The sequence below is a fragment of the Eubacterium barkeri genome (assembly GCF_900107125.1).
GTDB lineage: Bacteria > Bacillota > Clostridia > Eubacteriales > Eubacteriaceae > Eubacterium_O > Eubacterium_O barkeri.
Map to the genome: position 1 here is coordinate 25,635 of NZ_FNOU01000002.1, position 15,074 is coordinate 40,708.

A 15,074-nucleotide genomic window follows, 5' to 3' on the forward strand; every position below is an offset into this window, starting at 1 on the left:
ATTATGGAATTGACACATTTAACGATACATGAAACAAAGGATGCCATTGCAAAAGGGGACACCACCGCCTTTGAGGTGACCAAAGCTTATGCAGAACGGATCAATTCGGTGGAAAAGAAAGTAGATGCCTTCCTCCAGATCAATACGGAAGCAGCATTAGAACAGGCGAAAGCCATGGATTCTACTGCTGGCCCTCTGGCTGGAATCCCATATGCCCTGAAGGATAATCTCTGTACACGGGGGATCCGCACGACCTGTGCGTCTAAGATTCTCGATAATTTTGTACCACCTTACAATGCCGATGTGTACGATCGGCTCCAGGCCCAGGGCGGTATTTTGTTGGGTAAGGTCAATATGGATGAATTCGCCATGGGTTCCTCCACGGAGAATTCAGCCTATCAGCAGACGAAGAATCCCTGGGACTTAAACAAGGTCCCCGGTGGCTCCAGTGGTGGCTCTGCAGTTGCAGTGGCCGCTGATATGGCATGCTACGCTCTGGGATCGGATACGGGCGGTTCTATCCGTCAGCCAGCCTCCCACTGCGGGGTGGTTGGGATGAAGCCCACCTACGGACTGGTTTCCCGTTACGGCCTGGTGGCCTATGCCTCCTCCCTGGATCAGATTGGTCCGGTAACGAAGGATGTGGAGGATGCTGCCATTGTCTTAAACGCTATCGCTGGCCATGACGCCAAGGATAGCACCTCCCTTACTGTTCCCCAGGTGGATTACACCCGTGGCTTGAAGGATGGCATAAAGGGCATGAAAATTGGTGTAGCACCTGCTTTTGCCGGTGAAGGAATCCAACCTGAGGTTCAGGCTGCCATGGACGATGCCCTCAAAGCCTTGAAGGACGCCGGTGCTGAAATTGTCAATGTCGAGTTTTCCCTGTTGGATTATGCTTTAGCCGCTTACTATGTTATTGCCTCTGCAGAAGCCAGCTCAAACCTGGCCCGTTACGACGGCATCCGTTATGGTATTCGAGCGGAAGAATACGAAGGCTTAGTGGATATGTACCGGAAAACCCGGACCCAGGGATTTGGGGACGAAGTCAAACGGCGTATTATGCTGGGAACCTATGCCCTAAGCTCTGGATATTACGATGCTTATTACAAGAAAGCCATGCAGGTACGGACCTTGGTCATGGAAGAATACGCCACGGTGTTTAAATCCTGCGATGTCATGCTGACACCCACCAGTGCGAGCACAGCCTTTGGCCTGGGTGAAAAAATAGGAAATCCCCTGGATATGTATTTGTCCGATTTATTTACAGTTCCTGTGAATATTGCAGGGATTCCCGGAATCTCGGTTCCCGTAGCCCTGGACCAGAGTGGTATGCCCATTGGAGCACAGCTGATTGGCCCGGTACTCAGTGAAAGCCGGCTGCTTCAGGCTGCCTATGCTTTAGAGCAGCAGGTTAGCTTCAGAAGTCAGCACGCACCACAATTCAAATAGGAGGAGGAAGAATGGAATACGATATCGTCATCGGGATGGAAATCCATGCCGAGCTTGCTACAAAATCTAAAATTTTCTGCTCCTGTTCCACAGAATTTGGAGCGGATGAAAATACCCATGCCTGTCCGGTGTGCTTAGGGATGCCAGGTGTTCTGCCCGTCCTGAATGAGCGGGTGGTGGAATTTGCTACAAAGGCAGGGTTAGCCTTGAATTGTCATATTGCAAATTTCAGCAAAATGGATCGTAAGAATTATTTTTACCCTGACCTACCCAAGGCCTACCAGACCTCCCAATTCGACTTGCCCATCTGTACCGGTGGGACGGTGGAAATCGAGGTTAATGGGGAAACTAAGCCCATCGGCATTACACGAATCCATATTGAAGAGGACGCTGGAAAGCTACTCCACGAATCTGCCGATGGCACTTTGGTGGATGTCAATCGATGTGGCGTACCTCTTATCGAAATTGTCACGGAGCCAGATATTCGTGGGGCAGAAGAGGCCCGGGTCTTTGCGGAGAAGGTTCGAAATATCCTGGAATATGTTGGGGTTTCTGACTGTAAGATGCAGGAAGGCTCCATCCGTTTCGACGTCAATCTTTCCATTAAGGAAAAGGGGGCCGAGGTACTGGGCACCCGGACAGAGATGAAAAACCTCAACTCCTTCCGGGCATTGCAGCGGGCGGTACAATATGAAAGCAAGCGGCAGATTATCGAGCTCAAGAAGGGACATCGCATCATCCAGGAAACCCGTAAATGGGATGATGCCAAAGGCGCGAGTGCCTCCATGCGTTCCAAGGAAGAAGCCCAGGATTATCGCTATTTCCCAGAGCCGGATCTGGTTCCCATTGTCATTTCGGACGAACAGATCAAACGGACAAAATCGGAGCTGCCGGAGCTGCCGGAAGCTAAGCGTAACCGTTATGTGTCGGAGTTTGGCCTGCCGGAATACGATGCCGCTGTTTTGACGACCTCTAAATTTACCTCTAAATATTTTGAAGATACTGTTGCCCTCTTTAATGAGCCGAAGTTAATTTCCAATTGGCTGATGGTGGATATTCCAGCCCTTTTGAAGGAAAATGAATTAACCATGGAAACCATCTCCTTTGGACCTGAAAAATTAGCCGAGCTATTGACCCTGATCAAAGAGGGGACCATTAGCGGTAAAATTGGTAAAAGTGTCCTGGAAGAAATGTTTAAAACCACTGCATCACCCAAAGAGATTGTTGAAAAGAACAACTGGGGACAGATGAGCGATACCAGTGAGCTCCAAGGGATTATTGAGAAAATCGTTGAAGAAAATCCCAAATCCCTGGAGGATATTGCCGCTGGGAATAAAAAGGCCTATGGTTTCTTAACCGGACAGGTCATGAAAGCCACCAAGGGACAAGCCAATCCCCAGGTTGCCAACGGCATTATCCGTCAGGTGGTCGAAGGGAAGCTCAATGGATAAGCCTGGTATTGAACGCATTGATGGGCGGCTTTATAATGAAGGCCGCCCTGTAACGGTCACCCGGCATTTCACCAAGCACGCCCAGGGCTCTGTTTTAATGGAGGTGGGTGAGACCAAGGTGATCTGTACAGCGATGGTCGAGGAAAAGGTTCCCTCCTTCATGCGGGGAGAGGGCCGGGGCTGGGTCACAGCAGAATATGAGATGCTGCCAAGCTCCACGGGCTCCCGGAAAAGTCGGGACCGGAACCGGGGGAAGGTGGATGGCCGAACGGTGGAAATCCAGCGTTTAATCGGCCGAAGCCTGCGGTCAATTGTCGACCTTAAGGCTTTAGGGGAACGGACCCTATGGATTGACTGTGATGTTATCCAGGCCGATGGTGGGACACGAACCACTTCAATCACCGGGGCTTTTATCGCACTATATGATGCGCTACTTGACCTCAAGGACCAGGAAATGATTACCACCATGCCCCTTACCGGCTTTGTCGCGGCAACCAGTGTCGGTATTTGGCAGGACCATCCGATACTTGATTTATGCTATCATGAGGATTCAGCGGCCGCAGTAGATATGAACGTCGTTATGACCAGCTCTGGTGAAATCATTGAAATCCAGGGGACTGGTGAGGATCGGCCCTTTACACGCAGTGAATTTAATGATCTGATGGCCCTGGGAGAACAGGGAATCCAGGATCTCATCCGTATCCAAAAGAAAGCATTGGGGATAGAAGTATGAAAACCATCATATTGGCCACGGGAAATCCCAATAAAGCCATTGAATTGAAAGAAATGCTGGATAACGCCTATGAGGTTAAAACCATGGGTGAGGTGGGCATTCATATTGATATTATTGAAGATGGGGAAACCTTTGAAGATAACGCCCTCATTAAAGTGCGGGCTATTGCGCCCTATGTCAGTGATCAGGACATTATTATGGCCGATGACTCTGGACTGTCGGTGGATGCTTTAAAGGGTGCACCGGGTGTTTATTCTGCCCGTTATGCCGGTGAACATGTCACCTATGCCGATAATAATGCCAAACTGTTGAAGGAAATGGCCGCTGTACCGGACGGTGAACGAGGGGCAGAATTTATTTGCTGTGTTGCACTTATTCTCCCGGGTGGAGAGGAATGGACCGGCCGGGGAACCGTTCGTGGAACCATTGCCCATGGACTTCGCGGTGTTGAGGGCTTTGGTTATGACCCCTTATTCATTGAAGAAACCACCGGCCAAAGCTATGCTGAAATGGGTGATGCGGCAAAAAATAAAATCAGCCATCGCGGCCAGGCCATCGCCCTGGCCAAAGCAAAGCTGGATAGCTTAGTTTAGGAGGTGCTCATGCGTATAGGCGTTGTAAGTGATAGTCATGGCAATAGCCGGACCTTAAAGCAAGCCATTGATGCCATGGGGGCGGTGGCGGTTATTTTCCATCTGGGTGATTATGTATCGGATGGTGAATCCATCAAAAAGATGGTGGATATCCCGGTTATTACCCTGAGGGGAAATATGGATATTGGCTACGAAGAAGGGGAGGATTTTGTAAAAACCCAATTTGAGGGGAAGACAATCATCGCCTGTCATGGCCATGAATTTGGAGTAAAAGGGTCGTTAAACACCCTTTTTTATAAGGCAAAAAGTGAAGGGGCGGATATTGTCCTCTACGGACACACCCATATGCCCTTGGTTGAAAAAGAAGAGGGCATCCTGTTTATGAACCCAGGAGCCCTAACCTATAGCCATCCTGGCGTCGATAAATCCTATGGAATCATTACCATCATAGATGATATGGTGAATGGCGAGATTCATTCCGTTAGATAGGAAAACCATAATTGAGGGTTTCAGTGTTAATTCGTGATAAAACAATTGACAAAGCCCATGAAAAAAGGCTATAGTAAGACTATAAGATTAAAAATTGCCAAATTGTAGATTTGGACGAGGAGGTTGGATTAATGGACGCGGACCCTGGAGAGAAAAGCATAAAAATGAACACAAAATATAAATTCAGGCGGTCATAGTTCAATCTCTGGCCGCCTTTTAGAGGAGGTCAGAATGCTAAATATCTACAAAAATATCGACGGACTGATTACAGAGGTGGATACCATTGAAAAGGACACCTGGATCAGTTTGGTGGCACCCACAGAGGAAGAATTACAAATTGTTGGAGAAACCCTCCACGTTGACGATGATTTTCTGAAAGCAGCATTGGATGAAGAAGAAGTATCCCGTGTGGAGCTGGATGATGAAACCGGCCAATCCCTGATAACGGTGGATGTTCCCCTGGTTGACAAACATGAAGACTTGCTGCTGTACAGCACCCTTCCTGTGGGGATTATTGAAACCCAGGATAATATCATCACTGTTTGTTTGCAAAATAATACCGTACTGGATGATTTCGCCAGGGGACGGGTCAAGCATGTCTTTGTCAATTTAAAAAGTCGATTCATCTTCCAGTTTTTATACCTGGTGGCCAGCCGCTTCCTAATCTATTTGCGGCATATTAATCGCATCAGTAATCGGATTGAAAAAGAATTACATCGGTCCATGAAGAATAAAGAGCTGTTTCAATTACTGGATTTGGAAAAGAGCTTGGTATACTTTTCCACTTCCCTTAAGTCCAATCAGCTGGTGGTGGAAAAGCTCCAGCGTGGTCGGGTGGTTCAGCTTTATGAGGATGATCGGGATCTTCTGGACGATGTCCTCATCGAAATGGAACAGGCCATTGAGATGTCCAATATTTATGGCAATATCTTAAGTGGAACCATGGATGCCTTTGCGTCGATTATCTCCAATAATCTGAATATCGTAATGAAGATTTTAACGGCGATTACGATTTTAATGGCCATCCCCACAATGATTTCAAGTTTTTATGGTATGAATGTTACAGGGCTGCCCATGGCGAGCTTCACCCCCGTCATTATCATGATTTTAGGGGCGACTGCTGTTTGCGCCTTCGTCCTGTACAAATTTAATATGTTTAATTAATAAAAAGGATAGAAAGCGGACCGATGGAAGTGCCGAGACCTTTTCAAAGGGACTCAGTACTTCCATCGGTTCGCTTCATAATCGTTATAATTTTGCTTTGGAGGTAAGAATTTGGCATTAACTAAACAAGAACGCACACGGAATTTTTCCATTATTGCGCATATCGACCATGGCAAATCAACTCTGGCAGACCGTCTCATTGAAAAAACAGGACTACTGAGCAAGCGGGATATGTCAGAGCAGATTTTGGATAATATGGATATCGAACGGGAACGGGGAATCACCATCAAGCTCCAGGCGGTACGTCTGTTGTATAAAGCCCAGGACGGCGAAGAGTATATTTTAAACCTCATCGATACACCGGGCCACGTGGACTTTACCTACGAGGTGTCCAGGAGTCTGGCCGCCTGTGAAGGGGCTATTTTAGTGGTGGATGGTTCCCAGGGGATTGAAGCCCAAACCATTGCCAATGTTTATTTGGCCCTGGACAACGATTTAGAGGTTTTACCGGTTATCAATAAAATCGATCTGGCCAGTGCCCGTCCTGATCTGGTTAAGGAAGAGATTGAAAATATCATCGGACTGGATGCAGAGAATGCTCCTTTAATCTCAGCAAAGGCGGGCATTGGCATTGAGGATGTGTTAGAGGATATTGTAAGGCATGTACCAGCACCAAAGGGAGACACGGAGGCGCCTCTTCAGGCTTTAATCTTTGACTCCTACTACGACCAATACCGGGGTGTCATCGCCTCGGTCCGTGTGGTACAGGGGACCATTCGGGCGGGAATGAAAATTCACCTAATGGCAGTTGGCAAGGATTTTGAAGTGGACGAAGTGGGCTTTTTTGAAAATGCCTTAATCCCTGGGAAAGAGCTGACGGCTGGAGATGTTGGCTATGTGAGTGCTGGGGTTAAAAACGTTCGGGACACACGGGTGGGGGATACCATAACCGGAGTGGAAAATCCGGCGGCCTCGCCCTTACCAGGGTATAAGAAGGTTACCTCCATGGTATTCTGTGGGATTTACCCCGCAGATGGCGCACGATACGAGGATTTAAAGGAAGCTTTGGCCAAGCTGCAGCTCAACGATGCTTCCTTGCTTTATGAGCCGGAAACCTCTGTAGCCTTAGGCTTTGGCTTCCGATGCGGATTTTTGGGACTTCTTCATATGGAAATCATCCAGGAGCGGCTGGAACGGGAATTCAATCTCGATTTAGTCACGACAGCTCCCAGTGTTATTTATAAGGTTATAAAAAACGATGGAACGGAAATGTGGGTTGATAACCCGACGAATCTGCCGGATCCTACGGAAATCGATGTGATGGAGGAGCCCATCGTCGATGCAAATATTATGGTGCCTTCTGAATATTTGGGCTCGGTTATGGAGCTTTGCCAGGAGCGGCGGGGTATTTACATGAACATGGATTATATTGAGGAGAATCGGGTCAATCTTCATTATGAGCTGCCCCTCAATGAGATTATCTATGATTTCTTCGATGCCTTAAAATCCCGAACCCGGGGCTACGCATCTTTGGATTATGAAATTAAAGAATATCGCCCCTCGGATTTGGTGAAAATGGATATTCTTTTAAATAGTGAGATGGTGGATGCCCTTTCCTTTATCCTTCATCGGGATAAGGCCGCCGCCAGAGGGCGGGCTATTGCGAAAAAGCTAAAGGAAAGCATCCCCAGACAGATGTTTGAAATTCCAATCCAGGCCGCCATCGGTTCAAAAATCATTGCCAGACAAACCTTATCCGCCCTTAGAAAGGACGTTTTAGCCAAGTGCTATGGAGGGGATATCTCCCGGAAGCGTAAACTCCTTGAAAAGCAAAAGGAAGGGAAGAAACGGATGCGCCAGGTCGGTAATGTGGAAGTGCCCCAAGAGGCCTTTATGGCAGTGCTTAAGCTGGATAGCTAACCTGCGGACTCTACGCTGGGTGGGTTGCAGGATGAAAGGTCTCAGGTTATCCTTTTAGTATCAAAAGAAATTTGAAAAATGAAGGGAGATAACCAATGAGAGAGTATGTCACTGGAAAGACAATACGGCAGTTAAGGGAGGACAAGCACCTTACCCAAAAGGAATTGGCAGACCAAATTGCTGTCAGCGATAAAGCAGTGTCCAAATGGGAGACCGGGAGGGGATTGCCGGATATTACCCTCCTTGAACCCTTGGCTTCAGCCCTGGAGATCTCTGTGGCGGAGCTACTATCCGGAGAGTGTATGGTGAATCGTAATAAGCACTCCAATATACGCCATAGCGGCTTTTATGTTTGTCCGGTTTGTGGCAATATCATCCATGCCATGGGTGAAGGGGCTTATTCCTGCTGTGGCATCAGTCTGCCGAAGCTTGAAGCTGAGGTGGCAGATGATTGCCATGAAATCCAGGTGAAGGCCATGGACGGTGATTGGGTGATTACCATGGAGCATCCCATGAAAAAGGATCATTATATTTCCTTTTTTGCCCTGCTGACCACCGATGGTCTCCAGATGGTTAAGCTTTACCCGGAACAGGAATCCCAGATTCGTTTCTCAGACACACGTCCTGGGACGGTCTATGCGTATTGTAATCGCCATGGATTATTTAAATGGGATTTAAAGCGACAGAAAAGCCTTTAAATAGGAAAAGAAAATAGAAAAATTGCCGTGATGGAGGAGGTAAACGCCCCATCACGGCAATTTTTTTACAGATTATAGATGCATCGACAAATCTGTTTTTTAACGCTTATACAATTGATTTAAGGTTTTGATAAAGGGTACATCAATGCCCTTAAGGGCGTCCGCAGCGATTCGGAAGGCCCAATTGCCATCGGCCTGTCCTGGCTTGTTCATCTTGGTGTCGCCACCGAAGCCACAGAGGTCCTGGATGGGGACGATGGCGATACTGGCACCGCTTTGCCACAGGGCTCGGATGAAAGCCTGGCAGGATCGGCTTTGGGGTCCTCCCACTTGCCAATCATCCCCCTGGCCAATGTAGCCCACATAAGCCAGGGCGTTTTCCCGTTGATGGGGGAGAAGCTCCCACAGCCAGCCCAGAAGTGTATTATTGTCATGGGTGCCGGTGTAAGCAACGGTCTTTTTATCATAATTATGGGGAAGGTGCTGATTATCTCCATCCTCAATAAAGCCAAACTGAAGAACTCCCATACCGGGCAGCCCGGATTCTGATAATAGGGAGATGACACCCTCATCCATGACGCCTAAATCCTCGGCAATAATCCGGGGGGCTGAAAAGTCAATGGCATCGGCAAGGGCGTCAAAAAGCTTCATGCCTGGCCCAGGCAGCCATTTTCCCTCTCGGGCGGTTCGTGCATCCCCAGGGACAGCCCAATAGGCAGAAAAGGCCCGGAAGTGGTCAATTCGAACCGCATCAAAAAGGGTTAAAGTATGTTCAAGTCGCTGAATCCACCAGGCATAGCCTTCTTTTTCCATGTTTGGCCAACGGTACAGGGGGTTCCCCCAGAGCTGTCCATCCTCACAAAAATAATCCGGAGGAACCCCCGCAACGCTGATGGGATGGCCCTCTGCATCGATTTCGAAAAGCTGGGGATGGACCCAGACATCTGCGCTCTCAATATCCACGTAGATGGGCATGTCCCCCATGATTTGGATACCCTTTTCCTTGGCGTATTCCTTGACGGATTGCCACTGGTCAAAGAAAGTATATTGGAGAAAATATTGAAAATGTATCTCGTCCTCCAGGCGTTTTGCGGCCGCGTCCAGGGCCTTGGGATTACGATGCTTTAAAAAATCATCGGTCCACTTCGTCCAGGGGCGTCCGCTTTGTTCCTGTTGGATGGCCTGATAAAGGGCATAATCGGTTAGCCAGTGGTCATTGGCCTGGACAAAATGGGCAATTGTCTCTTTAAGTTCTCCAGTCAGGCGGGTGTAGGCCAACCGAAAAAGGGATAGCCGGGTTTCTTTGACGGCGGTGTAGTCGGCAATGTAAGGATTGCGATTGATTTTGGCCCCTTCAATTTCTGTGGCAGTGAGTAAACCGGCCTTTCCCAGTTCCTCGGGGTCGATAAAATAAATGTTTCCGGCGAAGGCAGACAGACTTTTATAGGGAGAGTTAAAGACGTCTATGGGTCCAAAGGGGAGGACCTGCCACCAGGTACAGCCCATTTCAGACAATTGATCGACAAATGCCCGGGCTTCCTTGCCAAAGGTGCCGATTCCAAAGTCTCCAGGGAGGGAAGAGACATGGAGGAGAACACCTGAGGATCTGGGAAATAATGTTGTTTTTAAAGATTCCTGTTTTCTTTTCATCCTTTCAAATCCTTTCCGTAGTTATGGGTTTTTATTCGTTGTCAGCAGCAAAGAAGGTCAGCAGATCATGGATGTCACCAGCGGTAAAGAGGGGATGATAGGCCTTGGTATCCTCAGGGGTTTTAAAACCGTATCCGTAGGTGACGGCGATAAAGGGGATACCAGCGGACCAGGCGCCCTGGGCATCGTACTCGCTGTCTCCAATTAAAACAGCATCCCAGGGGGTGCGGCCTAAAGTGGTGAGGGCATCGGAGATGATATCGGCCTTTGTTTTCGATTCAGCCTGATCGATACCGCAGATGGTGTCGAAATAATGGGCGATACCGGCGGCTTCAAGGGTTCGAATGGCAATATCCTCCCGCTTCAAGGTAGCCACTGCCAGCTGGTGTCCAGTTGACTTAAGGTATTTTAATAAATCCACTAACTGTATATAGGCCACAGCCTCTTTAAAGCCATATTCATTCTGGTACCAGCGATGGTGAACGACGCAGGCCCTGGCAGCTTCTTCATCAAGGCCGTAATGGGTTTTATAAGATTTTAGGCTGGGGGGACCACAGAAGGCCGCCAGGGTGGAATCTGGCAATTGGGGCAGCCCCATGGTATCGGCGGTATAGCGAACAGCACTGATAATGCCTGGGGCTGTATCCAATAGGGTGCCGTCTAAATCAAAAATAATGACACGGTATTTATTCATCCTTCACTCCATCTCATAAAAAAAGGAAAATCCCAAATGGGTATTCCCAGGATTTTCCATTTTGGCCGTATTGGTGTTTGTGCGACTATGTGCTATAATGTAAACTGTCATTCATTATGAAAATTACATTATGCCTGCGATAGGGTAAAATGTCCAAGATCCACAGATTCATAGATTTGTTTCAATAGCTTCTTTGCTTCCTTGAGGATCTCACTTTCAGATAATGGCAACCGGATGTCGCGAACTTCGACGATTTCAAGGGGCTTGTCCTTGACAACCTTCGTCAGGGTGTAGCCATCATCGTATATTTTAGGAATAATCCGGACTTCAAAGGTTCCATTGCTTATGATGGTATCATTGCCGTTCTGAGACAGTGTTTCAAACATCGAATCACATCCTTTCTGTAGTACTTTCGTTATCTGATAGTATTATAGCAAATGTGAGGAGAATGAAAAAGGTTAAAGCGGTTAAAAAAACGAATTCATATAGAAATATTTCAGGAAAGCACTATGTTTGATCGAGATTCTTTAAAAAACATTCCCCATCAGCCGGGGATTTATATGTACCATAACCACGCCGGGGATATTATCTACGTGGGAAAAGCCAAGGATTTAAATAATCGGGTACGTCAGTATTTTCAAAACTCCAAAAATCTTACACCTAAGACTGTAACTCTGGTTTCCCACATTGAATGGGTTGAGACCATTGTGGTGGACAGTGAGATGGAGGCTTTGATCCTTGAGTGCAACCTGATTAAGGAGCACCACCCAAAGTATAATATTATGCTGAAGGATGATAAAAGCTATCCATATATCAAGGTGACCCTTCAGGATGAGTATCCCCGGATTCTCATGACCCGTAAGCATAAAAAGGATGGGGCCCGTTATTTTGGCCCCTTTACCAGCAGCATGGCGGTGAAGCAGACCATTGAAGCCATTGGCAGGGTATACCCCCTGAGACGCTGTAATCGCCACGTGGCCTTTGGAAAACGCATTGGCCGTCCGTGTCTGAATTACCATATTGGGCAGTGCTGTGCACCCTGTACCGGGAAGGTGCCAATACAGGAGTATATGGAGAGTATCCATGCTGTGCTGGATTTGCTCAATGGGAAGGATAAGGAAATGATTGGCCGTCTGACCCAGGAAATGGCGGCAGCGGCAGAGAATCTGGACTTTGAAACAGCGGCAAAAAAGCGGGATCAAATCCAGGGGATTCACCATATTGTGGAGCGTCAGAAAATCATTACAAATAATGCCCAGGATCAGGATATTATCGCCCTGGCACGGGAGGAGGATCTGGCCTGTGTTCAGGTTTTCAATGTGCGGGATGGGAAGATGCTGGGCAGAGACCATGTTTTTATGGAGGGTATTTCCGAATCTTCAGAGGAAGAGATTCTCACCCAATTTGTTAAGCAGTATTATTCCGGCAGGCCATTTATACCCAGGGAGATTATTTTAAGTGCCCCCTTACTGGCAGAGGAATCCGAGACCATCACCGCCTGGCTATCGGATATCCGTGGGGCGAAGGTACACATTTTACTGCCCCAGAAGGGGCAGAAGTCTAAAATGGCCAAAATGGTTGAGGAAAACGCCCGGCTGACCTTAGGCCAATACTTATTGGAACAGCGCCATAAGCAGGAGAAGAAAAAGAGCCGCCTGGACTCCCTTCGGGATTTGCTCCACATGGATGATCTGCCTAAACGGATTGAGGCTTATGATATATCCAATATCAGCGGAACGGATAATGTGGGCGGAATGGTCGTTTTTTCAGATGGACGCCCTGATCGAAAGGCCTATCGGCGTTTTAAGATTAAATCCGTTGAGGGCCAGAATGATTATGGCAGCATGCAGGAGGTGTTATTCCGGCGCATTGAGCGGGGATTAAAGGAGCAGGCTGAGGGGGTTGAACCTGGGAAAAGCAGCTTTTTACCCTTTCCTGAGATATTTTGTATCGATGGTGGGAAAACCCACGTTGATGCCGTGGGGAGTATTCTTGGGATGTACCCGGAGCTGGATATTGCGGTTACAGGGTTGGTCAAGGATGACCACCATCACCTGAGGGGGCTCATTTATAAGAATGAGGAATATCCCCTTCAGCATGGGACTCCCCTGTGTACCTTCCTTAGTGAAATATCCGAAGAGGTTCACCGTTATGCCCTGGGGTATCACCATCAATTGCGCAAGAAGGGGATGATGGCTTCGGAGCTGGAGGGAATCCCCGGTATTGGGAAAAAACGTCGGGAGGCCTTGATGCGGCATTTTGGACGGATTGAAAATATAAAAACTGCGACGGCAGAGGAGCTTTTAGCTATCCCGGGAATGGATGCACGGGCGGCGAAGGCAGTGGTGGCATGGTCTACAGAAAACAACCAGACAGGAGAAAATCATGAATAGTAGAGAGAATCGGACAGAGCCCTTGTGTGTGATTAACATTAAAGACTTTTGTAAAGAAATGGATTTGGAAATCGTCCATTGTGAGTTTGAAACCTTCGAGCTTTACGATGGTGGGATTAACCGCCCAGGCCTCCAGCTCCATGGTTATTACGAGTATTTTGATGCCAGCCGAATCCAAATTATCGGTAAGGTGGAAATGTCCTATTTGATGAGTCTGGATGAGCGCCTACGGGAAAAACGGATCAACGACTTCTTCTCCTATAATTTCCCCTGTTTTATTGTGTGCTGGGATTTGCCCCAGGTGCAGCTTTTTGAAGAAGCAGCAGAGAAGCACAACCGCATCCTGTTAAAGAGCAAGGAAAAAACCACCTCCCTGACTTACCGTCTGGTGGATTATGTGGATACCCTGACTGCACCTAGAACCGGCATCCATGGCGTATTGGTCGAGGTCCATGGGGTTGGGGTTGTCATTACCGGAGCCAGTGGAATTGGGAAGAGCGAAACCGCTCTGGAGCTTATTAAACGCGGGAATAGCTTTATTGCAGATGATGTGGTGGAGATTACCTGCCATCACAGCCATACCCTCATGGGGGAGGCCCCTGAGATGCTGCGGTATTACATGGAGGTTCGGGGAATCGGCATTATCGATGTACGAATGCTCTACGGGGCAAAGTCTGTTAAACGATCTGTGGAAATCGACATGGTTATTCGTCTGGAAAATTGGAATGACCGGTCGCCCTATGACCGATTGGGATTGGATGAAGAAACCACGGATATCCTTGGTGTCGAGGTTCCCCTGGTTACTATTCCCGTTTCTGGCGGGCGTAATTTGGCAGCGATTATTGAGACGGCGGCCATCAATAACCGGATGAAAGCAGCGGGCTTCCGCTCCGCCCAGATTTTTTGTGATAATATTGCACGACATAATGAGGAGGTTGCAGAGGAACGGCGTCGCAAGCAAGGGGACAAAAGTGAAACTGAAGTCCCGGATGCATTACAAGAAGAGAAAGAGGACAAAAATGCGTGATTATTTAATGGATGGCCACGCTCACACCGTGGTCAGTGGCCATGCCTATAATACGGTACAAGAGCTGGTGGATGTGGCCAATATCCGTGGTCTGGAGCTGATTTGTTTAACCGAGCACGGACCAGAGCTGCCAGGGGCACCTCATCCCATTTATTTTGCCAATTACCGGATTATTCCATCGGTTATTGACAATGTGCGGGTTTTAAAGGGAATCGAGGCAAACATCATGGATTTTGAGGGAACCCTGGATATTCCCGAAAGGTGCGTGCCCAATTTGGAGGTCATTTCAGCATCCCTTCACGATATTTGCCTGACACCTGGCAGCCAGTCAGAAAACACCTCAGCAGTGCTGGGAGCCATCGAAAACCCCTTGGTGGACTTTCTATGCCATTTAGGAAACCCCACCTTCCCCCTGGATTACGAGGCGATTTTACAAAGTGCGAAAAAGCACGATAAAATGATTGAAATTAACAATGGGTCCTTCTTCATACGCAAGGGCTGTGCGCCCAATTGCGTGGCTATAGCAAAACGTTGTGCGGAACTGGATATCCCCATCGTGGTGGGAAGTGATACCCATTACCGGTGTGATTTAGGACATTTCCCATATGCCGATCGGGCCTTGGAGCTGGCTGGGGTCCCAGATGAATTAATTGTTAATCTGGAGCCGTGGAAATTTATGGATATTTTAAAGCATCATGGAAAAGTGATTGGAAGGGAGGCCCGGATACCCCTGGAGGACGTGTTCAATTTTAATTGCGAAAGCTGAGATGCTTATGATATGATATAAATTCAAAGATAAATTGCTAGGAT

The 15,074-nt window shown here is 48.0% G+C and carries 14 protein-coding genes; 11 read left to right on the forward strand and 3 right to left on the reverse strand.

Annotated elements, in window-relative coordinates; all coding sequences use genetic code 11:
* Positions 1–3: 3 nt before the first annotated feature.
* The 8 genes from gatA (at position 4) to BLU30_RS01315 (ending at position 8,500) form a co-directional block, all read left to right on the forward strand.
* Positions 4–1,452 (forward strand): Asp-tRNA(Asn)/Glu-tRNA(Gln) amidotransferase subunit GatA, encoded by a 1,449-nt coding sequence (gene gatA, locus BLU30_RS01280; protein ID WP_090242687.1) that lies wholly within the window; start codon positions 4–6, stop codon positions 1,450–1,452.
* Between the two features lie 11 nt (positions 1,453–1,463).
* Positions 1,464–2,903: an Asp-tRNA(Asn)/Glu-tRNA(Gln) amidotransferase subunit GatB gene (gene gatB, locus BLU30_RS01285; RefSeq protein WP_090242689.1), complete on the forward strand. Its 1,440-nt coding sequence runs from the start codon at positions 1,464–1,466 to the stop codon at positions 2,901–2,903.
* Positions 2,896–3,636, forward strand: coding sequence for a ribonuclease PH (gene rph, locus BLU30_RS01290; RefSeq protein ID WP_090242690.1), 741 nt, complete (start codon positions 2,896–2,898; stop codon positions 3,634–3,636). Before gatB ends, rph begins: the two co-directional genes overlap by 8 nt.
* Positions 3,633–4,229 (forward strand): RdgB/HAM1 family non-canonical purine NTP pyrophosphatase, encoded by a 597-nt coding sequence (rdgB, locus tag BLU30_RS01295; RefSeq protein WP_090242692.1) that lies wholly within the window; start codon positions 3,633–3,635, stop codon positions 4,227–4,229. The genes rph and rdgB overlap by 4 nt, the downstream gene beginning before the upstream one ends.
* A 9-nt stretch (positions 4,230–4,238) precedes the next feature.
* Positions 4,239–4,718, forward strand: coding sequence for a metallophosphoesterase family protein (locus BLU30_RS01300; RefSeq protein WP_090242694.1), 480 nt, complete (start codon positions 4,239–4,241; stop codon positions 4,716–4,718).
* A 231-nt stretch (positions 4,719–4,949) separates the two neighbouring features.
* Positions 4,950–5,882 (forward strand): magnesium transporter CorA family protein, encoded by a 933-nt coding sequence (locus BLU30_RS01305; RefSeq protein ID WP_090242696.1) that lies wholly within the window; start codon positions 4,950–4,952, stop codon positions 5,880–5,882.
* Positions 5,883–5,993: 111 nt separating this feature from the next.
* Positions 5,994–7,802, forward strand: a complete 1,809-nt coding sequence (lepA, locus tag BLU30_RS01310) for a translation elongation factor 4 (protein WP_090242698.1) — start codon at positions 5,994–5,996, stop codon at positions 7,800–7,802.
* Positions 7,803–7,897: 95 nt separating this feature from the next.
* Positions 7,898–8,500, forward strand: coding sequence for a helix-turn-helix domain-containing protein (locus tag BLU30_RS01315; protein ID WP_090242700.1), 603 nt, complete (start codon positions 7,898–7,900; stop codon positions 8,498–8,500).
* Between the two features lie 99 nt (positions 8,501–8,599).
* On the opposite strand, the gene malQ is transcribed toward BLU30_RS01315, so the two are convergent.
* The 3 genes from malQ to BLU30_RS01330 all read right to left on the reverse strand — a co-directional run bounded on the left by malQ (position 8,600) and on the right by BLU30_RS01330 (position 11,230).
* A complete protein-coding gene (malQ, locus tag BLU30_RS01320) occupies positions 8,600–10,150 on the reverse strand; it encodes a 4-alpha-glucanotransferase (RefSeq protein WP_090242702.1) in 1,551 nt (516 codons plus the stop codon).
* Between the two features lie 31 nt (positions 10,151–10,181).
* Positions 10,182–10,844, reverse strand: coding sequence for an HAD family hydrolase (locus BLU30_RS01325; protein WP_090242704.1), 663 nt, complete (start codon positions 10,842–10,844; stop codon positions 10,182–10,184).
* Positions 10,845–10,972: 128 nt separating this feature from the next.
* Positions 10,973–11,230: a hypothetical protein gene (locus BLU30_RS01330; protein ID WP_090242706.1), complete on the reverse strand. Its 258-nt coding sequence runs from the start codon at positions 11,228–11,230 to the stop codon at positions 10,973–10,975.
* Between the two features lie 123 nt (positions 11,231–11,353).
* Here BLU30_RS01330 and uvrC point away from each other — a divergent pair, with 123 nt between their 5' ends.
* From uvrC to BLU30_RS01345, 3 genes are read left to right on the forward strand one after another with little or no spacing between them, the layout of a single operon-like run.
* Complete coding sequence (gene uvrC / locus BLU30_RS01335; RefSeq protein WP_090242708.1) at positions 11,354–13,237, forward strand: excinuclease ABC subunit UvrC; 1,884 nt, start codon at positions 11,354–11,356, stop codon at positions 13,235–13,237.
* On the forward strand, positions 13,230–14,264 hold the full coding sequence (gene hprK, locus BLU30_RS01340; RefSeq protein ID WP_090242710.1) for an HPr(Ser) kinase/phosphatase: 1,035 nt from the start codon (positions 13,230–13,232) through the stop codon (positions 14,262–14,264). Before uvrC ends, hprK begins: the two co-directional genes overlap by 8 nt.
* Positions 14,257–15,030 carry a phosphatase gene (locus BLU30_RS01345; protein WP_090242712.1) on the forward strand — a complete coding sequence of 258 codons (774 nt, stop codon included), beginning with the start codon at positions 14,257–14,259 and terminating at the stop codon, positions 15,028–15,030. Before hprK ends, BLU30_RS01345 begins: the two co-directional genes overlap by 8 nt.
* Positions 15,031–15,074 lie beyond the last annotated feature (44 nt).